This is a genomic window from Acinetobacter sp. PW68, assembly GCF_020982655.1.
Lineage (GTDB): Bacteria > Pseudomonadota > Gammaproteobacteria > Pseudomonadales > Moraxellaceae > Acinetobacter > Acinetobacter towneri_A.
Genome location: NZ_JAHZSX010000001.1, coordinates 426417 through 446871, shown reverse-complemented (window position 1 = coordinate 446871; position 20455 = coordinate 426417). Strand labels below are relative to the sequence as shown.

At 42.7% G+C, this 20455-nt stretch carries 21 protein-coding genes; 10 read left to right on the top strand and 11 right to left on the bottom strand.

Annotated elements, in window-relative coordinates; translation table 11 throughout:
* Positions 1-141 precede the first annotated feature (141 nt).
* From K1T76_RS02025 to truA, 4 genes are all read left to right on the top strand, one after another.
* The gene (locus K1T76_RS02025) at positions 142-1560 is read left to right on the top strand and encodes a type IV pilus assembly protein FimV (protein WP_026438080.1); all 1419 of its coding nucleotides are present in this window, start codon (positions 142-144) and stop codon (positions 1558-1560) included.
* A gap of 66 nt (positions 1561-1626) precedes the next feature.
* Positions 1627-2931: a fimbrial protein FimV gene (locus tag K1T76_RS02020; RefSeq protein ID WP_230243972.1), complete on the top strand. Its 1305-nt coding sequence runs from the start codon at positions 1627-1629 to the stop codon at positions 2929-2931.
* A 47-nt stretch (positions 2932-2978) separates the two neighbouring features.
* A complete protein-coding gene (locus K1T76_RS02015) occupies positions 2979-3959 on the top strand; it encodes an asparaginase (protein WP_230243971.1) in 981 nt (326 codons plus the stop codon).
* A gap of 12 nt (positions 3960-3971) precedes the next feature.
* Positions 3972-4769 carry a tRNA pseudouridine(38-40) synthase TruA gene (truA, locus tag K1T76_RS02010; RefSeq protein WP_230243970.1) on the top strand — a complete coding sequence of 266 codons (798 nt, stop codon included), beginning with the start codon at positions 3972-3974 and terminating at the stop codon, positions 4767-4769.
* A 114-nt stretch (positions 4770-4883) separates the two neighbouring features.
* On the opposite strand, the gene K1T76_RS02005 is transcribed toward truA, so the two are convergent.
* Entirely contained in the window at positions 4884-5891 is a 1008-nt protein-coding gene (locus K1T76_RS02005; protein WP_230243969.1) for an AraC family transcriptional regulator, read from the bottom strand.
* A 230-nt stretch (positions 5892-6121) separates the two neighbouring features.
* On the opposite strand from K1T76_RS02005, the gene infA reads away from it, so the two are divergent.
* A complete protein-coding gene (infA, locus tag K1T76_RS02000) occupies positions 6122-6343 on the top strand; it encodes a translation initiation factor IF-1 (RefSeq protein ID WP_001284370.1) in 222 nt (73 codons plus the stop codon).
* Between the two features lie 160 nt (positions 6344-6503).
* Complete coding sequence (locus K1T76_RS01995) at positions 6504-6974, top strand: hypothetical protein (protein ID WP_230243968.1); 471 nt, start codon at positions 6504-6506, stop codon at positions 6972-6974.
* Here the strand turns inward: K1T76_RS01995 and tnpC are convergent.
* The 7 genes from tnpC to leuC form a co-directional block, all read right to left on the bottom strand.
* A complete protein-coding gene (tnpC, locus tag K1T76_RS01990) occupies positions 6885-8552 on the bottom strand; it encodes an IS66 family transposase (protein ID WP_230243967.1) in 1668 nt (555 codons plus the stop codon). The two genes, K1T76_RS01995 and tnpC, sit on opposite strands and share 90 nt — an antisense overlap.
* Before the next feature lie 74 nt (positions 8553-8626).
* Positions 8627-8962, bottom strand: a complete 336-nt coding sequence (gene tnpB / locus K1T76_RS01985) for an IS66 family insertion sequence element accessory protein TnpB (RefSeq protein WP_004828548.1) — start codon at positions 8960-8962, stop codon at positions 8627-8629.
* A complete protein-coding gene (gene tnpA, locus K1T76_RS01980) occupies positions 8959-9342 on the bottom strand; it encodes an IS66-like element accessory protein TnpA (protein ID WP_004828545.1) in 384 nt (127 codons plus the stop codon). Before tnpA ends, tnpB begins: the two co-directional genes overlap by 4 nt.
* Before the next feature lie 260 nt (positions 9343-9602).
* Positions 9603-10682, bottom strand: coding sequence for a 3-isopropylmalate dehydrogenase (gene leuB, locus K1T76_RS01975; protein ID WP_019836004.1), 1080 nt, complete (start codon positions 10680-10682; stop codon positions 9603-9605).
* 39 nt (positions 10683-10721) lie between these two features.
* Positions 10722-11285 carry a hypothetical protein gene (locus K1T76_RS01970; protein WP_019836005.1) on the bottom strand — a complete coding sequence of 188 codons (564 nt, stop codon included), beginning with the start codon at positions 11283-11285 and terminating at the stop codon, positions 10722-10724.
* 102 nt (positions 11286-11387) lie between these two features.
* A complete protein-coding gene (gene leuD, locus K1T76_RS01965; RefSeq protein WP_019836006.1) occupies positions 11388-12038 on the bottom strand; it encodes a 3-isopropylmalate dehydratase small subunit in 651 nt (216 codons plus the stop codon).
* A 97-nt stretch (positions 12039-12135) separates the two neighbouring features.
* Positions 12136-13584: a 3-isopropylmalate dehydratase large subunit gene (gene leuC, locus K1T76_RS01960; protein WP_019836007.1), complete on the bottom strand. Its 1449-nt coding sequence runs from the start codon at positions 13582-13584 to the stop codon at positions 12136-12138.
* 629 nt (positions 13585-14213) lie between these two features.
* On the opposite strand from leuC, the gene K1T76_RS01955 reads away from it, so the two are divergent.
* Together K1T76_RS01955 and K1T76_RS01950 are read left to right on the top strand one after the other, a co-directional pair.
* A complete protein-coding gene (locus K1T76_RS01955; RefSeq protein ID WP_019836008.1) occupies positions 14214-14450 on the top strand; it encodes a DUF2061 domain-containing protein in 237 nt (78 codons plus the stop codon).
* Positions 14451-14656: 206 nt separating this feature from the next.
* Positions 14657-15517, top strand: coding sequence for a LysR family transcriptional regulator (locus K1T76_RS01950; protein ID WP_019836009.1), 861 nt, complete (start codon positions 14657-14659; stop codon positions 15515-15517).
* A 90-nt stretch (positions 15518-15607) separates the two neighbouring features.
* Here the strand turns inward: K1T76_RS01950 and K1T76_RS01945 are convergent, their stop codons facing one another.
* On the bottom strand, positions 15608-15853 hold the full coding sequence (locus tag K1T76_RS01945; RefSeq protein WP_070155340.1) for a DUF2789 domain-containing protein: 246 nt from the start codon (positions 15851-15853) through the stop codon (positions 15608-15610).
* Between the two features lie 148 nt (positions 15854-16001).
* The gene (locus K1T76_RS01940) at positions 16002-16652 is read right to left on the bottom strand and encodes an HAD family hydrolase (protein ID WP_230243966.1); all 651 of its coding nucleotides are present in this window, start codon (positions 16650-16652) and stop codon (positions 16002-16004) included.
* A gap of 183 nt (positions 16653-16835) precedes the next feature.
* On the opposite strand from K1T76_RS01940, the gene K1T76_RS01935 reads away from it, so the two are divergent.
* Together K1T76_RS01935 and ptsP are read left to right on the top strand one after the other, a co-directional pair.
* Positions 16836-17318, top strand: a complete 483-nt coding sequence (locus tag K1T76_RS01935; protein ID WP_004976084.1) for an RNA pyrophosphohydrolase — start codon at positions 16836-16838, stop codon at positions 17316-17318.
* A gap of 99 nt (positions 17319-17417) precedes the next feature.
* Positions 17418-19715, top strand: coding sequence for a phosphoenolpyruvate--protein phosphotransferase (ptsP, locus tag K1T76_RS01930; protein WP_230243965.1), 2298 nt, complete (start codon positions 17418-17420; stop codon positions 19713-19715).
* A gap of 15 nt (positions 19716-19730) precedes the next feature.
* On the opposite strand, the gene K1T76_RS01925 is transcribed toward ptsP, so the two are convergent.
* Positions 19731-19922, bottom strand: a complete 192-nt coding sequence (locus K1T76_RS01925) for a DUF7230 family protein (protein ID WP_004976081.1) — start codon at positions 19920-19922, stop codon at positions 19731-19733.
* Between the last annotated feature and the right edge of the window lie 533 nt (positions 19923-20455).

The window sequence follows — 20455 nt, the reverse complement described above, 5'->3', positions numbered from 1 at the left end:
GATTCCGTGATCGATCTTAACAAGCCAGTCAAATTAGACTGGCTTTTTTATGTAATCAACATGTTAAAATTTTTCAATCGCCCTACAACTCGCTACTCTATCCTTTTCGCCTTGCGATAAATGACCGAGCTAACAATTAAGATGACTGTATATAACAAATTAAAGATCGCTATTTTATCTATTCTGGCTTCACAGCAAATGTATGCAATGAATGTTGACCCGATTCAAATTCAGTCAACCACTGGGGAATTGCTCTATGCCGAAATCAACTTTCGTCAATCGAATGTTAATGAAGTGATTGATGTCAGTTTAGCTACGGCTGACGATCTGATGTCAATTGGTGCGAGTCACCGCCCACCAGGTCATCTTAACTTTTTTACACGTCGTAACAGTAACGGCACAGGGGTCATCACCATTACTTCATCCCGACCGTTAACTGAGTCTGAGTTGAATATTGTAGTTAAAATTAAAGAAGGCAATGCAACCCGCCTGCAACATATTCGCACACCTTTAAAACGCAGTTCACCTGCTCCATTGGCAGCTATGCAACGCAGCAATGAACAAGCTTTAACGCCTATCATGATTGTCAATGAGCAAGATATTGCTTTAAATTTACCTGTAAGTGCGACCTATCAGGTTGAAACACCCAAAGCAATTGAACAACAAGCCTTCGAAGCACCCTTAACCATTCAACGCAATAGACCACCTGCATTAAACCATCAAGTAGTAACAGTAATCCAAACTGCGCCAAGCCGTAGCGCAGCAAATGAAAATACGATTGTTGCTGCTCCAAAAGCAGCACCAGGACAAAGAAATAACAACCCAACACCAACTGCATCTACAGCTACTACTTCAGTCACCGCACAACAATCGGCTGATCCATTGGTACAAAAATTTGCTGAACAGCAACGCACGAAGCAATTAGCACAAACTCAGCCTGTTGCCGCCGCGGAAAAGCCTGCACAAACAGCGGCTACACAGGCTAAACCAAGCCCTGCCACAGCCAAGCCTGCAGTCAATACCCAACATGTAGTACAATCGAATGAATCATTATGGGCCATTGCCTCACGCATTGCGGGTGAAAACAACCGCCCTGTTGCTGAAGTGATGCAGCAAATTAAAGCCAATAATGAACATGCTTTTATTCAAGGTGATGCCAATCGTTTACGTCGTGGTGCGACCTTAAATTTACATGCACAAGCTAACTCTAAACCAGAGAAAAAAGTCGCGATTCCACAACCAGAAAGAGCCAGCGCACCACAATCAGGCAAAGCCAAATATCGTTTAAATCAAGCAGAAATGAGTCTTGTGGCAGAAAATCAACAGGACTCGACCCATGGTTCTGCCAAGAAGAACACTCAATCCACACAAACTTCGGGCGACTTGTCATTAAAAGTTATGACATCTCGTGAGAAAACCGTTAAATTACAGAGAAACGTAACAGAATTAGAATTGGCATTACGTCAGAAGGATCACAGAATTCAATTACTCAACGCGCGCCTTGCTGAACTGCAACAACAATTGCAAAAACAACAAGCCGCAAATAAGCCAAAACACTAAATGTTACACACAATGATTTTTTTGGGATAAGGTCAAACAAGTACCACATCCTCAAGGGGTATAAACATGCTGATTTATGTGATTCCGTTTATTTTGCTACTGGTGATCGCAATTTTCTTGAAAAAGCGTGAAGCAAGTAAAGAAGCCGAACCAAGCAACAAGAAAACAGCAGCGCCAGCCAAAACTAGTGCCAAGAAAACTGGGACAAGTAAAAAAGTTGCACAGAAATCGGTGGTGGCTGAAGAGGTTGTTCCAACACTACAACACTCTACCCCTGTCCCTGTAAAAATCCAAACCAACATTGAAAACCTGATCAAAGAACGTAATTTCTTTGCTGCAGAAGCGCAAATTAACCAAGCATTAAAACGTGATAACTCATTGCATGGTTTGTATTTGTTATTGCTTGATATTCATTTGCAACAAAAAGATGAATTTGCAATTGAGCAATTGCTGAATCATTTACGTTCTTTAGAGCTTGATGATATTCTGTCACAAGCTGAAGCAAAAAAAGCCATTCATTCACATGAAGATATTGTTGAAAAATCAGCAAATGAAGTGCCGACCACGGCTCCAAGTAGCTTAGATCTTACTACACCTGTAAGCACACCAAATCAAACGGCTTCTTTTGACCAGTTACAGCACGAACTGACTTTAAATAAAACTGCAGAACCTGATGCAGCTTTAGAATTTAATACCTCATCGTTAAATTTGAGTCCTGCAGCTGCGCCTATGGTTGAAAAAGCGGCAGAACCTGCTGCACTGGATTTTAATTTCTCACTAGACTCTGCACCAGCAGAAGCAAAGACTGAAGCACCTGCAATTACAGCTCAACCAAGTGCAAGCCCTGCTGAGGAAGTTAAACCACTCGATTTCACGTTTGATTTAGCATCAAGCCCAACTGAAACCACAGCAGAAACAGCAGCCCCAGAATCAAAAGTCAGTGAAGCCGCTGCAGTCGAAGCCCCAAGTTTGGACTTCAATTTTTCGACACCAGAAAGCGCACCTGTGGTTGAAGCAAAAGCTGAATCTGCACCACCTGATTTTAATTTCACATTTGACAATACGCCTGCTGCAGAAACCAAGCTTCAGCCTGCAATTGAACCTGAAGAAGTCATTGCTGCACCAAGTATTGCGCATGAAGCTGCTGCAACCTTCATCGGTACAGATATTGATCTGAATGATCCTTTGGTGAAATCATTTCCAGACTTATCCCAAGTGGATGAAGTTCAGTTGAACTTAGACTTAGCAAGCCAATATGTTGAATTGGGCGCGTATGATGCAGCGAAAGCTTTGCTTGGTGAACAAGACGCTCATTACTCTGCTGAACAACGCCAACGTGCAGATCAGTTACTGAATCAAATCGCTTCTTAATTCAAATCAGATTAAGATTAAGCAGTCATTCTTGGCTGCTTTTTTTTATGATGAAAAAAATTGCGTTAATCTACATGGGCGGCACTTTTGGCTGTGTCGGTGAACCACTAAGCCCAATGCCTGCCGAGCAATTCCTGCCACGTGTGACACAGGTTTTGCCACTAAATTTAGAGATTGAGTGCTTTGTTGCCCCTGTCATTAAAGACAGTAGCGCATGTACAGCAGCAGACTGGTTACAGCTCATTCAATATATTCAAAAATTACAACAAGATAATTTTCAACATTTCGTCATTATACATGGCACAGACACGCTCAGCTATGCCAGTGCAGTCTTAGCACGTTTTTTAGTCCAAAGTACTCATGTCATTCTCACGGGTAGCCAATATCCCTTACTCAATGCACAAGGTACAGATACCCGTGAATTTAGTGATGCCTTAGACAACCTAAATTTTGCTCTACAACAGATTCATCAAGTGACTCCGGGCGTATATCTTGCTTTCCATCATCAACTGATTCATGCCGCAACGGCACTAAAACAACATACCACAGAGTTAAATGCATTTACAGGACAGTCCGCTTTGGCTTGCACGGAGAGCAAATCGCAGAATGAACCAGCATTCAAGATTAGAACTCAGCATATTGAAAAAGCCCAGCACTTTAACTGCCTGAATTGGATGTTGCAGCCAATTGCCATTTCTGCTTTGGTCGATAATTTAAAAGCCTTACAGCAACAGCCACCACACTGCCTGATTTTACAGAGTTATGGCACTGGCAATATGGCTGTCAATGCCGAAGTGATTGCGTTAATTCAGGCTTTGCAAGCTCAACAATGTGCCGTGATTCTCACCACACAAGTCCCTTTTGGTGGCATGCAGCAACGCTATGCGATCAGCCAGTGGTTACAGGACAGTAAAATTTTAATCAGTGATTGCCAAAGTCACGCAGATCTTTATGCCAAAGCCTTAAAAATGTATTTACAATACGACAGCCTTGCACAGTGGTATGCGCATTGGCAGTCTTCAGTGTGATTTGAGGTGATTATGCAGCGTTTTGCAATCGGAATAGAGTTTTGTGGCATTCGGTATCGGGGTTGGCAAACCCAGCAAGCAGGCGTACCCAGTGTGCAGGAAACCATTGAAAAAGTTCTGAGTAAAATTGCCGATGAGCCCATTATTTTACATGGTGCAGGACGTACCGATGCAGGCGTGCATGCAACAAATATGGTGGCACATTTTGATACGCATGCCATTCGCCCTGAACGCGGTTGGTTAATGGGTGCCAACAGCCAACTCCCCAAAGACATTGCAATTCAATGGATTAAAACGATGGATATGGACTTCCATGCTCGTTTTAAGGCTCAGGCACGGCGTTATCGCTATGTCGTGTATAACAATCCACAACGCCCAGCCTTGCTGCACAAACAAGTCACCCACGCTTATTATCCCTTAGATGTCGATAAAATGATTGCAGCTGCGCAGAAATTTGAAGGGACACATAATTTTGAAAGCTTTCGTGCTGCAGCCTGTCAGTCCAATCAGCCTGTCCGTCATGTCAGCCATTGCCGCTTAATTCGTCACGGCAATTATTTGGTATTAGATATTCAAGCCGATGGATTTTTGCATCACATGGTACGCAATATCATGGGTTGCCTTTTGGAGATTGGGCAAGGTTTGTATGACATTGAGCATATTGACCAAATTTTTGCAGCTCAAGACCGTAAAGCTGCGGGGATTACCGCCCCGCCAGATGGTTTGTATTTTATTCAGGCACATTATCCTGAACAGTTTGATTTACCGAAAGTTCCTTTAGGTCCACATTGGTTAAACATGCCAGAATAATCTCTTTTTAAAATTTTCCTCCCCCTAATCCCGCCTTATAGAAGACAAACCACAGATCTACAAAATTAAAGGAATGAAAAAATCCCTCCTTTTAGGAGGGACTTAAGAGGTAATTTAACGCTGTTTACGTTTTCTATATTCCACTGGGGTTTCATTGGTCCAGCGTTTAAAGGCACGATAAAAAGTACTAGGCTCTGAAAAACCCGTTAAATATACAATCCGCTCCACACTTTCATTGGTATTCGATAATAATCGTTTAGCCAAACGACAACGGTAATCTGACAGAATTTGCTGAAAACTGGTATTGGCTTCGCTCAATTGTGTACGCAAACGGCGTGGTGTGATATTCAATTGCGCCGCTACTGTTTCCAAGGTGGTTTCACCACTTTCTAAGGTTGAACCAATAGCACGGCGCACTTCACCAACCAAGTCATAACGCGCCAGTTCCTGTAGCTTTTCCAATGCCAACTGTTCATTTAATTGCAACAACTCTGGCTCTGCCTGCCACAGCGGATAATCCAAAATACTCGGATCAAAATACAAACGCGTTTCTTTCTGCCCCAAACTCACAGGACATTCAAAGACACGGAAATATTCATCATCAGTAGCGCCTTGACTAAAGTTAAAGTCGATATAAATGGGCTGAAAACGACCTTCAGTAATAAATTTAAAGAATCGTAAAACACCCGACATGGCGCATTCAGAAAAATGACGATTAACGATATTTTCTGCCCCTGGCTGCACACCATTGGTTAAATAGCAGCGACCATCTTCCACTACCAATTTAGCATCAAAAGCATCACTAATTAGGCGTTGATAAGCCAAAGCGCGTTTTAGACCTTCACCAAAGTTTTCTGAAGAAATAAACAAATGTTCAATCACTTGCCCACGGTAAAGTGGCAAATGTTCCCCCAGATGTAAACCAATATCAGGGTCTTTACTGACTTCCTCAGCCGCAACCCAAAACGCATATTGTGCATTTAAAGGCGTTCGCTCATTGGCTTCGACCTGATTTAAGGCCACACCAGCTTTTGTTAAAATTTCTTCGGTTGGCAACCCCGCACGACGAATCGCTTGGTAGCCTAATCGCAATACAACCGATGCATCTGTTAGCTGACCCACGCAAAAACCTTCCTTGTATGTACTTCATTTATACTTAAAAAGATTGAAATTAGATTAACTGCGATTGACCGAACTGACAACCTAAACAGGCCCATTTTTACAGAAAAAGTATAAACCGATGATTCGCTTATTTTACTAACAGATGATCGGCGTATAGGATTAAGCATCTTGATTTTTGCAGATAAATTGCCTATAATTTGCGCCTTTCCAATTTGATACTCAGGTAGGCTATGGCCAATAAAGAGGAACTCATTGAGTTCGAAGGCGTTGTCACCGAAACGCTTCCTAACACTATGTTTCGTGTACGTTTAGAAAACGGTCATGAAGTGATTGCTCACATTTCTGGTAAAATGCGTAAACACTATATTCGTATTTTAACGGGTGACAGTGTGAAAGTTGAAATGACCCCTTACGACTTAACAAAGGGTCGCATCACTTACCGCGCACGCTAAGTTTTAGTGTAAGCAAAGCCACTTTCGGAGTGGCTTTTTTACGTTCACCTCAAAAATTTCTGCCTAGCCTTTCATTCTTGCTTTCCACCACTTATCGAATCACCACATTCTTTTCTTGCATTGCCTTCTACAATAAAGTTTTGAGCAAGGGAGAAAAAGCATGTTATTTCGATCCTGCGTTGCTTGTATAACAGTTCTTTTTGCGCTCAGTTTAGTGGCGTGTAGTAGTAATCCACCGCATTCCACTTTAAACCGCGATGCGTATTTACAGCAATTTATTGGTCAATCTAGCCAATATATCCTGACCCATTTGCAATTAAGCCAAATTGGCTATCAACAGCTTGGTACAGCTCAAGCTACCCCTCAATTGCTACATTACCGTATCATTCGTCCTGTACGTGTTCCGATCCCTATGGCGCAGCATCCCACTACAGGTATTGGTGCTGTTCCGTTAAATATCGGTATCCCGAGTCATGAAAGTTACGATGTTGCACTGACTTGTGATTTGTATTGTAAGCGTCCGCTGAATCCCATACCAATTTTAATTCGATTTAGGTTTCCAGCAGTGTGGCAGCAATTCTTCAATTTGGGTCGCTTTATGCGTCGGCAGCCTTTTCAGCACATCACTTAAATAGGCATACGGATCCAAGCCATTCAGCTTTGCTGACTGGATTAAAGTCATGATGTTTGCCGCTCGCTGACCACTGCGCAGCGAACCTGCAAACAGCCAGTTCTTGCGTCCCAACGCCCAGGGACGCATCTGATTCTCTACCCAATTATTGCATATCGGTAGATTGCCATCATCCAGATAGCGGCTTAAAGCTGGCCAACGCTTCAGAGTGTAATTGATGGCCTTGGCGGTGGGAGAACTCGATGGCACTGTCAGATGATGTTGGTTGAGCCATTCATATAGTTGTTGCATCACTGGTTGACTATGCTGTTGTCGGTATTCGCGGCGGTCTTCCGCTGTACCATCGGTCTTTTTCCTGAGTTCTGCTTCTATCGCATACAGTTTCTGAATCAGCACTAAGGCCTGTTCAGCAACCTGACTTTTCCCAGTTACATGCAGTTCATGGAATTTACGACGTGCATGGGCCATGCACCCTACCTCAATCACCTGGCCTGATTTAAAACGTGCTTTATAACCACTGTAATCATCACAGACTAGATAGCCCTGCCAGCCTTTCAAGAACTCTTCAGCATGCTGGCCTGAACGACTATCCTGAAAGTCATAGATCACCGCCTGAACTGGATTATACTGTGTGGTGGCATAGGCCCAGACATAACCTTTCTTCGGTTTTTTCTCATCATCACCCATCCGCATGATGGTGACCGGCGTTTCATCGGCATGGATCACCCGCTGTTGCAGCACCACCTGTTTTAAGGCATTGGCCAGAGGTTCCAGTTCCACACCGCAGCGACCAATCCAGTCAGATAACGTGGATCTGGACAGATCAATGCCAGCCCGCTGATAGATCAGGCGCTGACGGTACAGCGGCAAATGATCGGCATACTTCGATACCAGCACATGGCTGAGCAGTTCAGGACTGGCAATACCTTTATCAATCACATAGGCGGGCATCGCTTGCTGAGTCAGGGTGTCGCACTGATCACAGACCCATTTGCCACGTACATGCTGTTCCTTATAGAACTGTGCCGGTCTGAAATGCAGTTTTTCACTGATATCTTCGCCGATACGACGTAACTGGCAGCCACAACTGCATTGGGTTGATGCAGGTTCATGCTCAATACGGATGGTGTGTAGATGATCTGGCAGCAGTCGACGTTTAGGTTTGTTGACTGTGGCTTTCTGTGTCGCTGCATGGGTTTTATCTGCATTTAATCGTTCTAATTCCAGATCAACGGCTGCGATATCTTCTTCGACCGCCTCATCCCACAGATGGATTTGTTTTGCGGTGAGATGTTCGTTTTTACTGCCGAATTTATGCTGTTTAAACAGCGCCAGTTCATGCTCGTATTTTTGATTGAGAATAGAAAGATGCTGAACTTTAGAATCTAATTGCTGATTGGTGACTTCAAGATGTTGAACTTTGGTACCTAATTGTTGATTTGATACTTCCAGATGTTGAACTTGAGCATCTAATTGTTGTTTATCTTCTGCGAGTTGTTGATGCTGCATCGCCAACTGCCGGGTGAATTCCAGCAGTTGTTCATGGGTCAGTTGGCTTAAATCTGGCAGCGTATTCATGACCGCAGTATGCCTGAGGTCATGAGAAGAATGAAATAGAACGTTTGGAGGATAGCAGAATAGCCGAGCTTGGTTTAGAGCATCGTGACCACCTGCTGTCGTCCAATGCGCTGCCAAGGCAAACCCTGGATTAATGCCTGTAACTGTTCCGGGTTGAGAGCTACGCTTTCACCCTGGTGAACTTTAGCCCAGTGGAATTTTCCCTGTTCCAGCCGCCGGGCACACAGCCAGATGCCCAGTCCATCATGTACCAGCACTTTCATGCGATGGCCACGTTTATTACAGAACAGGTAAGCACAATGCGGTTTAATGTAGCCAAAGGCTCTCACCACCTGAGCCATGACAGTATCCATCCCTGCTCGCATATCCAGAGGTTGGGTAGAAAGCCAGATTTCATCGATACGGATCATGTTGCCAGCACCTTGAGTAATTCTGCCAAGGCAGGTATTTCTGATACTTGCCATTTCAAGCCAATTTCTGCTTTTGAGTGGGGTAAAGTAATTTGAACTTTTAACATGTCAGTAGGAGTAGGATCTAATGGTGCAGAGCAAGATAAGGCAATAAATGCAGGTTTATTCGGTAGTGGTGAGCGATCACTCCCTGGCTTAGCATCAATTAAGCGAATCCATTTGGATACAAGATTTGTATTCAATCCATGTTGCAAAGCGACTGAAGCAATTGAAACGTCCGGTGCTTTACAAGCCTGAACGATCTGCTGTTTAAATTCAGCACTGTATGTTCTTCGTTTTTTCGCAAGAGATGCGATGGATGTCTGATGATTTGTAGTCATAAATTTAAGTCCCCACTTGTTTCTAAGTGGGGACTAAATTAAGGCTTATAGGATCGCTTGGTAAGGCTGTGTTAGCCGGATGCTTACTTTGTATTTTCGCCTACAGCAGGGTATTGCTACCGCAGTGTATGTTTCGGGACAACGCTGTTAAGTCTCCTAGCTAAAACACTCTGAAAGTACAAAACCAATAAAAAAACGCAGCCCGAAGACTGCGTTTAATGATTTTGAGCTGTAAGCGATAGGTTAAATCGCTTAAATTTTTAGTTGAGTGCCGTAACGACTGCTTGACCCATTTCAACAGTACCAACTTTATTCATGCCTTCAGACATAATATCGGCAGTACGTAAACCTTGATCTAATACATTGCCTACTGCATCTTCAATGGCTTTTGCTGCCGCTTCTTCGCGGAAGGTGTAACGTAACATCATTGCCACAGAAAGAATGGTTGCCAATGGGTTTGCCAAGTTTTGACCTGCGATATCTGGCGCTGAACCATGGCAAGGCTCATACATACCTTTGCCATTTTCGTCTAAAGACGCAGATGGCAACATACCAATAGAACCTGTCAACATCGCCGCTTCATCAGACAAGATGTCACCAAACAAGTTACCTGTCACCAATACGTCAAATTGTTTTGGCGCGCGTACCAATTGCATCGCTGCGTTATCGACATACATGTGCGACAAGTTGATTTCTGGGTACTGTTCTGCATGTAACTGAGTCACAGTTTGCTTCCACAATTCAGTCACTTCTAGTACATTGGCTTTATCCACCGAACATACTTTACCACCACGCAATTTCGCCATTTCAAACGCCACTTTTGCAATGCGTTTGATTTCTGACTCAGCATATACGTCGGTGTTAAAACCTTGTTTTTCACCGTTTTCTAATTCACGAATACCGCGTGGCTGACCGAAATAGATACCACCTGTCAATTCACGCACGATTAAGATATCTAAGCCCGATACGATTTCAGGCTTTAAGCTTGAAGCATCTGCCAATTGTGGATACAAAATTGCAGGACGTAAGTTAGCAAACAAATTGAGTTCTGAACGCAATTTTAACAAGCCACGCTCTGGACGGATTGAGCGTTCAATGTTGTCCCATTTTGGACCACCGACTGCACCCAATAAAATTGCGTCGGCTTTTTTTGCTTGCTCAGATGTCACTTCTGGGTATGGTTCGCCATGTACATCAATTGCAGAGCCACCCAATAAACCTTGTTCCCAAGTCAAACCCAAATTGAATTTTTCATTGACACGTGTCAGCACTTGTTCAGCAGCTTTCACAATTTCTGGACCAATGCCGTCACCAGCTAAAATCAAAATATGTTTTGACATGAGATTTTCCATTGTTCTTGACAGTCAAAGACTGTGGGATTAAATTTTTTGTTCTACAAACTCACCCAAGCCATTTAAGACATTGTAGGGTTTGCAAAAACGTCGAATAGTTGTGCTGTTTTGCACCAAATCTACACATAAAGGATCTGGCGCAGACACATTTAACAAGCTGCCTTTACTACGACTGCGGTCACGATACATTCTAAAAGTATATTTTTGCTTGGCATTAAACTTATGAATCACATGCAATTTTTCTGCACGATCTTTAGAAATGGGATAAAAGCGAATCACCAATTCATGTTGTTTAGGCGGTACAGATAAATACAAGGCATTGGATTTATTTAAGGATGATTCCTGTAAACGCACCAAACCCTCTTGAATGGCAGCACGTGTAACACGATGTTTTTCTGCATCGACAATGGTGACCGTATTTAAACGCTCAAACTCACAATTATCTGTACCCGCACAGTAAATCAGCGCATTGGATTTGCTTTGTTCAGTTTCTTTCACCTGTTTAATGCGTGCTGTATTCCACGTTTGGCATGCGCTTAGCGTAGTGATACATAATCCAATGACAGCAAGCCGACCGAAAATTTTAGTCATTATTCGCCCCTAACCTCACCTGTTAGATACAAAATATAAAAATTATTATGTGCCGATGTTAGCAAGAGTTAGGCAGCGATGCTATGACAAATTTCAGCGAATTTATGCCTGAATTTCGGCAAAAACCCACGGACGCGACTGCTTGGTTTTCTCTTCATAAGCACGAATGTCATCGGCTGCTTGTAATGTTAAGCCAATATCATCCAAACCATTCAATAAACAGTGTTTACGGAATGGATCTACTTCAAACTTAAATGCCGTACCGCTTGGTGTGCGTACTTCTTGCGCTTCCAAGTCGATGGTTAATTGATAACCTTCTGTTGCCGCACATTCTTGAAACAATTGCTCGACCTGCTCTTCAGACAAGATCACAGGCAACATGCCGTTTTTAAAGCAGTTATTGAAGAAAATGTCGGCAAAACTTGGTGCAATAACGGTACGGAAACCATATTCATTCAATGCCCAAGGTGCATGCTCACGGCTTGAACCACAACCAAAGTTGGCACGTGAAATTAAGATTGAAGCACCTTGATAACGTGGCTGATTCAACACAAACTCAGTATTAATCGGACGTTTTGAATTGTCCTGACCCGGATAACCTTCATCTAAATAACGCAATTCATCAAATAAGTTATCGCCAAAACCAGTGCGTTTGATCGATTTCAAAAACTGTTTTGGAATGATTAAGTCTGTATCGACATTGGCACGGTCTAATGGTGCAACGATACCTTGTTCAACGGTATATTTTTTCATGTTTAATTCTCACTGAATCCGTAACCTCTCCCTTGCCCTCTGCTATAGCGAGAGGGAACGCCATCTCTCTGAGAGAAGGCTGGGATGAGGGCATAACTTAGAATGAACGTACGTCTACAAAATGACCTGCGATTGCTGCCGCAGCTGCCATTGCTGGACTCACCAAATGGGTACGACCACCGTTACCTTGACGACCTTCAAAGTTACGGTTTGAAGTCGATGCACAGTGTTCACCCGGTTGCAATTTGTCTGCGTTCATTGCCAAGCACATTGAACAACCTGGTTCACGCCATTCAAAGCCTGCTTCTACAAACACTTTGTCTAAGCCTTCTTGTTCCGCTTGTTGCTTAACTAAACCAGAACCCGGAACCACCATCGCCTGTTTAATGCTTGCTGCAACTTTACGACCTTTAATCACTTCAGCGGCTGCACGAATATCTTCAATACGCGAGTTGGTGCATGAGCCAATAAATACGCGGTCTAATTGAATATCTGCCAAAGACTGACCTGCAGTTAAGCCCATATATTGATAAGCACGCGTCCAGTCATTGCGCTGTACGTCATCTTTCGCCTGTTCTAAAGTTGGTACGGCTTGTGACACTGGAATCACCATTTCAGGTGAAGTTCCCCAAGACACTTGCGGCTCAATTTCTTCACCTTGTAATACCACTACGGTGTCAAAGTGTGCACCTTCGTCTGAATGTAAAGTATTCCAGTAAGCAACTGCAGCATCCCATTGCTCGCCTTTTGGTGCATAGTTACGACCTTTCACGTATTCAATGGTTTTGTCATCCACAGCCACCATACCCACGCGCGCGCCTGCTTCAATCGCCATGTTACATACTGTCATACGGCCTTCAATCGACATATCGCGGAACACTTGACCACCGAACTCAATCGCGTGACCTGTACCGCCTGCAGTACCAATTTTACCAATGATCGCCAAAACGACATCTTTAGGTGTAACACCCTGACCTAATTTGCCATCTACACGCACTAGCATGTTTTTCATTTTCTTTTGAACCAAGCATTGGGTTGCTAATACGTGTTCAACTTCAGACGTCCCAATACCATGCGCCAAACACCCAAATGCACCGTGAGTCGCAGTATGTGAGTCACCACAAACCACGGTCATACCTGGCAAAGTTAAGCCCTGCTCAGGCCCAACCACATGCGCAATCCCCTGACGGATGTCGTTGATGTCAAACTGCACCACATTAAAGGTTTTACAGTTGTCATCTAAAGTTTGTACCTGAATACGTGAAGTATCATCTTCAATACCCGCAATACCGTCCGCACGTTCTTTCTTTGACGTTGGTACGTTATGGTCAGGCGTTGCCACGTTGGCACTTAAACGCCACGGTTTACGTCCTGCAAGTTGCAAACCTTCAAAGGCTTGTGGAGAAGTCACTTCATGCAATAAATGACGGTCGATATACAATAAAGCCGAGCCATCATCACGTTGAGTGACCAAGTGATCATCCCACAATTTGTCATACAAAGTTTTTGCAGTTGGATTTTGTGCTTGTTGGTTTTCGCCTGCCATGTCAGATCTACTCCACTGGACTGGGTAATTTTTTCATTAATTTGATTATAACCGCGAATTTGTATAAATCTAATTTATCATTTTTATTAATTTAAAAACTTTTAGGAATTTTTAGGGTCTATTGACACTTCGTCTATGTTTGCGACAATGCATATTTTTTAGCTGATATAAGGCATGAGGCAGGAAATTTAGTCATTCTAAATGACTGACTCATAACGCAATAGCAGCAAAAAATATGCTTGTCCCCTTGCGCAGCAAACAAAGCAATGCTTTGTTTTTGCTCATGTGGCTAAAACTTTCTCAGATTGCGTTATGAAACTTGGCAATAGTCTCGCTATTCCCTGCATTTCATGCCTGATCTACTCAGTTTTAGCCTACAGCGCAAGCCATTTATGAAATGTCAGCAGACCCTTTATTCTTTCAAGCAAAATAATTTTTATTGATTGATTACAACATGCCTATAAGCAAAACTGAATAGATGCTTAAAATCTTGACCTTGTAATCTTACTATTAAAATCTAATTTTCCAATTAAAATTACAAAATTATTCGCTTTTACAAATTAAATAAGAATGATTATCCTTTAGCTATCCACACAGAAAACGATCAAAGCAGCATAAGGAGTATTCACATGAGTCATATTCAAAAATTTGTCACCAACAATCAACGGATGTTCAAAAAAACTTTAAGCTACTACATCATGCACATCACCGTGGCGATGGTGGTCGGTTATATAGTCACAGGCAATATTTGGATGGCCATTACCTTAAGTTTGGTCGAACCAACAGTACAAGCTGTAGCGTATTTCATTCACGAGCGCATTTGGGAAAAGAAAGCACAAAAACAAGATTCTAAAATTATCGCTTAACGGCTTTAAAGATTCTGTTTGTGAATATTCCATTTCAATTTGAGATCATCATGGTTACGGTCCACGATGATCTTTTTTATCTTTACTGTATATCGATTAGATCATCCCGACAGCATAGTTTCAAAATAAGTAGAATTTGTTTTGATTAATTCTAATTTTTTCTAAATAATAAACACAGTAATAAAAAATCTTTATGGATGGTTCAAATGAATCTTGCAGCCTTTGAAGCCTTTGTAAAAGTCATGGAAACAGGTTCTATTTCTTTGGCAGCAGATCAGTTATTTATTACCCAACCTGCGGTGACCAAACGCATTCACAGCTTAGAAGGCTATTTTGGCGTGAAGCTGTTTGAGTCGGCAGGTCGTGGGGTGCAAGCCACGCATGCAGCACATTCATTATTGCCTAAAGTCAAAAACTGGCTGAATGAACTCGGCGATATTCACCACACCCTCAGTCATGAGCAAGGACAGGTTCAAGGCAAACTGAAAATTGGCACCAGTCACCATATTGGTTTGCATCATTTACCCGATCATTTGCGTGAATATGTACAGGAATTTCCCAACGTCACGCTAGATGTGCATTTTGTCGATTCTGAACAGGCACATGAACAAGTTTTGGCGGGTGATTTAGAACTGGCTTTTCTGACCTTACCACCAAAATTAGATGAACGTCTGTCTTATGTCACCATTTGGAATGATCCATTAGTGTTTGTGGTCGCACCTTTTCATCCGCTTGCACATCAGAAAAACCTGCAATTGACCGATTTACTCGCCTACCCAAGTTTGTTGCCTGCCGCGCAAACTTATACCAGTCAAATCACTTTGGCAGAATTTGAAAAGCAAGGCGTCAAACCCAAAGTTACCATGAGCAACAATCCGTTAGAATCAATTCGGATGTTAGTGTCAATTGGTTTGGGATGGTCTGTTTTACCTAAAACGTTGGTCAATCAGGAGTTACAACAGTTAGATATTGACTTGGAAATGAACCGTCAATTGGGCATGGTATGGCATCCTGGCCGGACGCAATCACGCGCTGTTTTAGAATTGATTGAGATGATGAAACACTAAAAGATTAATCGTTTTTTGGAATGAAAACACCCTCAGATACGATTGTACTGAGGGTGTTTTTTATTGGCTTAATTTAGGGCAAGTGTAATCTTAACGATTCACCGAATCTTCATGCAAAGATTCATTCAATTGATCTACCACTATTGCCCATGAACCATCCGATTTGATTTTTTCGACGATGAACTGACGCTGTGCTTCCGTCCAAAATTCTGCCTCGGCAATTGTTGTTTCTGCATTCAGTTGATGCGTTTCAATAAATTGCTGAATTGCAGCTTCACTGGCATCCAAACCCAGTTGTTCAAATAAATGTGTCATTCTTGGGCGTACACCACTCATTTTTTCACTCCTGATCGTATTTAATTCTTGCCTTACCTTAGCATGCCTATTCTAAAAATGAATGACATAATCCAACATTGCAATAAACAAAAAAACAAATCAATAAGCTAGTAAAAGTCAAAGTAGCAATGCCTCAAAAAATTCAGACTTAAATTGACCAATCCTGCACATCCCACCCTTGCTCTTCCGCCAAAGCCTGTAAACGTGCATCAGGATTTACAGCAATCGCGTGATCTGCATATTCCAACAAGAAACGATCATTAATCGAGTCTGAATATGCCCAAGATTCTGTCACTTCACGCCCTGCAAGCCATTGCTCCAAACGTACCAATTTGCCTTGTTGGTAACATGCGGTATTAATTACCTTGCCTGTATATTTACCATCGACCACTTCCGCATTGGTGGCAATAATTTCAGTAATGCCAAATTCACGAAAAATAGGTGCCGTAATAAAGTCAGAAGTTGCGGTGATGCCCACCAATTCATGTCCTAAAGCCTGATGACGCTGAATCGCTTTAAACCCTTCAGGGCGCATTTGTGGACGAATCACCTTTTGCATAAATAATTCATGCAAATCTGTGAGGTACTGATTGTCGTGCTGGGTTAAAAACTCAAATACAAATTCGTTATATGCAATTGGGTCGAGTTGCCCTGCTTTGTAGTCTTCATAAAACTTGTCGTTCATGGCGCGATGGCGAACAGGATCGACCAAGCCTTCACTTACCAAAAACTCACCCCAAGAATGATCTGAATCAGTATTTAACAAGGTGTGATCGAGATCAAATAGCGCCAATTTCATGAAAATACTCGTAAAAACTGAAATTTAAGAAAAAAATTGTAAATCTATCTCCGCTAGTCGATAGAAATTCGTTAAGATCATAGCAATTTTAACATTATTTACACTTTGCGTTTTCGAGTTGGAGAAAAGAAATCATCATCCCCGAGTGCAAAGTCATAAATTAAACAATATTTAGGTAGCCAAATGATCGACTCAGAAGGTTTCCGACCCAATGTCGGGATCATTTTGGCAAACGAGTTTGGACAAGTTTTATGGGCAAAACGCATTGGTCACAATGCATGGCAATTTCCGCAAGGAGGTATCCAATATGGAGAAACCCCTGAACAGGCACTTTATCGTGAGCTGAGAGAAGAAGTTGGCTTACTGCCCGAACACGTCCAAGTTATCGCGCAAACTAAAGGTTGGCTGCGTTATCGTTTGCCACATCGGTATATACGCACGGATTCGGATCCCGTATGTATTGGTCAAAAACAGAAGTGGTTTTTATTGCAACTGACAGCGTCAGCGCATCATATTCGGCTGAATTTGTCCGACCCACCCGAATTTGATCAATGGCAATGGGTCAGTTACTGGTATCCGCTTGGTCAGGTCGTCAATTTTAAACGTGACGTCTACCGTAAAGCGATGGTGGAATTGTGCAATCAATTGCCCCTGAAAAAACCTTAAAATTTGCATGAAGATGTAGATTTTTTAGCTTATTGTTATAGGGTCATCTGTGGTGTAAAACTGACCTCAAATCATTGATTAGAATATGGAGTAGCGCGTATGTCGAACATGCAACTGGATACCCTTAGACGCATTGTACAAGAAATCAATGCGTCCACCAGTTTGCATGAATCACTCGATATTATGGTAAATCAGGTCGCAGAAGCCATGCATGTGGATGTCTGCTCTATTTACCTATTAGATGAACGCAATCAACGTTACTTGCTCATGGCGTCAAAGGGTTTAAATCCTGAGTCCGTGGGGCATGTGTCATTACATACCAGTGAAGGTTTGGTCGGTTTAGTCGGACAACGTGAAGAAATTGTCAACCTAAACGATGCGCCCAAACACGAACGCTTCATGTATTTACCCGAAACAGGCGAAGAAATTTATAATTCCTTCCTTGGCGTGCCTGTCATGTATCGTCGTAAAGTGATGGGCGTTCTTGTGGTGCAAAACAAGGATAAACAAGACTTTTCTGAAGCGGCAGAGTCTTTTTTAGTGACGCTCTGCGCCCAGCTTTCTGGTGTCATTGCACATGCGCATGCTGTGGGCAATATTGATGTATTCCGCAAACCCAACAATCTACCTGCCTATAAAACCTTTCAGGGCGTATCGGGCTCAGGCGGAATTGCAATCGGCCGCGCGGTAATTCTGTATCCTCCTGCAGATTTAGCCGCTGTACCTGACCGTGAAGCCGATGACATTAGTGAAGAACTGACTTTACTGGACAATGCACTAGATGCAGTACGTCAAGAAATTCAGGCGCTAGATGATAAAATGCAGGATGCTTTAATGGCAGAAGAACGCGCTTTATTCAGTGTGTTCCTGCGTATGCTAGATGAAAATGCCCTGCCTGCAGAAATTAAAGAACTGATTCGTGAAGGTAACTGGGCACAAGGTGCAGTGCGTATTGTGATTGAAAATCACATTGCCCTATTTTCGCAAATGGAAGATGACTATTTACGCGAACGTGTTTCTGACCTGAAAGATTTAGGGCGTCGTATTCTCGCCTCTTTACAAGAAGCCGATGCCAGTCACCGCGAACTGACCGATGAAAGTATTTTAATTGGTGAAGAAATCTCCACCGCAGCTTTGGTAGAACTGCCTGTCGATAAAATTGCTGCAATTGTCACCACCGAAGGCGCGATGAACTCACACATGGTGATTGTGGCACGCGCTTTGGGTATTCCAACTGTAGTTGGCGTGACTGAGTTGCCCATCAACAGCCTAGACGATGTGGAAATGATTGTAGATGCGCATCAAGGGCGGGTGTTTATCAACCCGCCACGTCGCATGCGGACGCGCTATAAAGAAATTCAAAAAGAAGAAGAACAGATTGCCAAAGACCTCAAACAATATGAAACCAAAGATGCCATTACCCCTGACGGCGTAGCGGTAAAATTGTATGTCAATACGGGCTTAATGATTGACGTGGTGCGTGGCGTACAACGCGGTGCCAAAGGCGTTGGTTTATATCGTTCTGAAATTCCATTTATGCTACGTGATCGTTTTCCGGGTGAAGAAGAACAGCGTGCCATTTACCGCCAACAACTCAGTCACTTTGCCAACAAACCTGTGGTAATGCGTACACTAGATATTGGCGCAGACAAGGACTTGCCGTACTTTTCGATTGAAGAAGAAAACTCGGCTTTGGGTTGGCGCGGGATTCGCTTCACGCTAGATCATCCTGAAATTTTTTCTTCGCAAATTCGTGCCATGCTCAAAGCCAGTATTGGTTTGAATAATCTGCATATTTTGCTGCCAATGATCACCAGTGTCAGCGAGGTTGAAGAAGCCTTGTATTTGCTAGATCGTGACTTGCAAGCAGTGCAGGAAGAAGAACAGGTCAAAATCACCAAACCGAAAATTGGTATTATGGTGGAAGTGCCGAGTGTGCTGCTGCAAATTGATGAATTTGCCCCGTTGGTGGATTTTTTCTCGGTGGGGTCAAACGATTTAACCCAGTATTTATTGGCAGTAGATCGTAACAATCCGCGCGTGGCCAATGTCTATTCACACTTTCATCCTGCAGTACTGCGCGCCTTAACCCGCTTGGTGAAAGAATGTCATAAATATGACAAGCCTGTGAGCGTTTGTGGCGAAATGGCGGGAGATCCACTGTCTGCGATAATTCTGATGGCTATGGGCTTTAACACCCTGTCGATGAGCTCAAGTAATATCTTGCGGGTGCGTAAAGCAATTTGTCATGTACCGATGACTGATGCACAGCATTTGTTAGATCAGGCCTTAAAAATGAATAATCCGCTGATGGTAAAAAGTCTGATGGAATATTATTTTAAAACCCATGGCTTGGGCGATATGGTGAAACTGGCGACACGTATCGTATCTCCATAAAACTTAGTTTAAGCCTCAAGCAACACACCATTCACTCCAAAAACAACAAGGGCGATAATCATCGGAATATCGCCCTTGTTTGTGTTTGCTATAGCCTCGTTTGGCATTTTTCTTACGGTCTACAAAAACCTGACTTTTGTTCACCTCGTGCATGTGCTTGGCTACAAAATTATGCTGAATAAGCTCAGGCTGTTTTTTCTTTGCCATTGCGCTGTTCCTTTCGGTTGATCATTGAAATGAGTAGTGTCACTACTCTTTATAAATGGAGATGTTAAGAGAAAATTCAAGCTAATTGATTCTGTAGCACGTCACAACTCTCTCCCCAATGTTGCATATTAAATTGGGAAGCCGATCATAAGCTTTTTTGCACATTTTACAAGCGATTTCTGCTCAATAGGGTTAAGATGAATGGAAGATAAATAAATTATTGGCGCGTTTTTTTATTAATACCTAGCTTTGTTGCATACCCCTATTTCCAAGTTTTTTTCAAAATATAATTTTTCAAATGAATAAGCCTACACCTAAACTTTATCCTACAACCATTGGTTTTGATATAACCGAGCTCTCATTCATCGCGGAAATATCAACACTTGGTTCGATGATGTATGCACGTGTAGCAGTCCTCAACAGATTTGCGTAATTAGATTGATCACTTAACCAAGTTACACCTTAAGTTTGGCTCAGTTCGGGGCGCCTCCCTTTCCAATGTTTGTGCAACTAGGCCTCTGCGTTTCAGACAT

Coding starts and splice junctions, on each gene's coding strand:
- K1T76_RS02025 (WP_026438080.1), top strand. CDS start 142: ATGACTGTATATAACAAATTAAAGATCGCTATTTTATCTATTCTGGCT.
- K1T76_RS02020 (WP_230243972.1), top strand. CDS start 1,627: ATGCTGATTTATGTGATTCCGTTTATTTTGCTACTGGTGATCGCAATT.
- K1T76_RS02015 (WP_230243971.1), top strand. CDS start 2,979: ATGATGAAAAAAATTGCGTTAATCTACATGGGCGGCACTTTTGGCTGT.
- truA (WP_230243970.1), top strand. CDS start 3,972: ATGCAGCGTTTTGCAATCGGAATAGAGTTTTGTGGCATTCGGTATCGG.
- infA (WP_001284370.1), top strand. CDS start 6,122: ATGGCCAATAAAGAGGAACTCATTGAGTTCGAAGGCGTTGTCACCGAA.
- K1T76_RS01995 (WP_230243968.1), top strand. CDS start 6,504: ATGTTATTTCGATCCTGCGTTGCTTGTATAACAGTTCTTTTTGCGCTC.
- tnpC (WP_230243967.1), bottom strand. CDS start 8,552: ATGAATACGCTGCCAGATTTAAGCCAACTGACCCATGAACAACTGCTG.
- tnpB (WP_004828548.1), bottom strand. CDS start 8,962: ATGATCCGTATCGATGAAATCTGGCTTTCTACCCAACCTCTGGATATG.
- tnpA (WP_004828545.1), bottom strand. CDS start 9,342: ATGACTACAAATCATCAGACATCCATCGCATCTCTTGCGAAAAAACGA.
- leuB (WP_019836004.1), bottom strand. CDS start 10,682: ATGTCAAAACATATTTTGATTTTAGCTGGTGACGGCATTGGTCCAGAA.
- K1T76_RS01970 (WP_019836005.1), bottom strand. CDS start 11,285: ATGACTAAAATTTTCGGTCGGCTTGCTGTCATTGGATTATGTATCACT.
- leuD (WP_019836006.1), bottom strand. CDS start 12,038: ATGAAAAAATATACCGTTGAACAAGGTATCGTTGCACCATTAGACCGT.
- leuC (WP_019836007.1), bottom strand. CDS start 13,584: ATGGCAGGCGAAAACCAACAAGCACAAAATCCAACTGCAAAAACTTTG.
- K1T76_RS01955 (WP_019836008.1), top strand. CDS start 14,214: ATGAGTCATATTCAAAAATTTGTCACCAACAATCAACGGATGTTCAAA.
- K1T76_RS01950 (WP_019836009.1), top strand. CDS start 14,657: ATGAATCTTGCAGCCTTTGAAGCCTTTGTAAAAGTCATGGAAACAGGT.
- K1T76_RS01945 (WP_070155340.1), bottom strand. CDS start 15,853: ATGAGTGGTGTACGCCCAAGAATGACACATTTATTTGAACAACTGGGT.
- K1T76_RS01940 (WP_230243966.1), bottom strand. CDS start 16,652: ATGAAATTGGCGCTATTTGATCTCGATCACACCTTGTTAAATACTGAT.
- K1T76_RS01935 (WP_004976084.1), top strand. CDS start 16,836: ATGATCGACTCAGAAGGTTTCCGACCCAATGTCGGGATCATTTTGGCA.
- ptsP (WP_230243965.1), top strand. CDS start 17,418: ATGTCGAACATGCAACTGGATACCCTTAGACGCATTGTACAAGAAATC.
- K1T76_RS01925 (WP_004976081.1), bottom strand. CDS start 19,922: ATGGCAAAGAAAAAACAGCCTGAGCTTATTCAGCATAATTTTGTAGCC.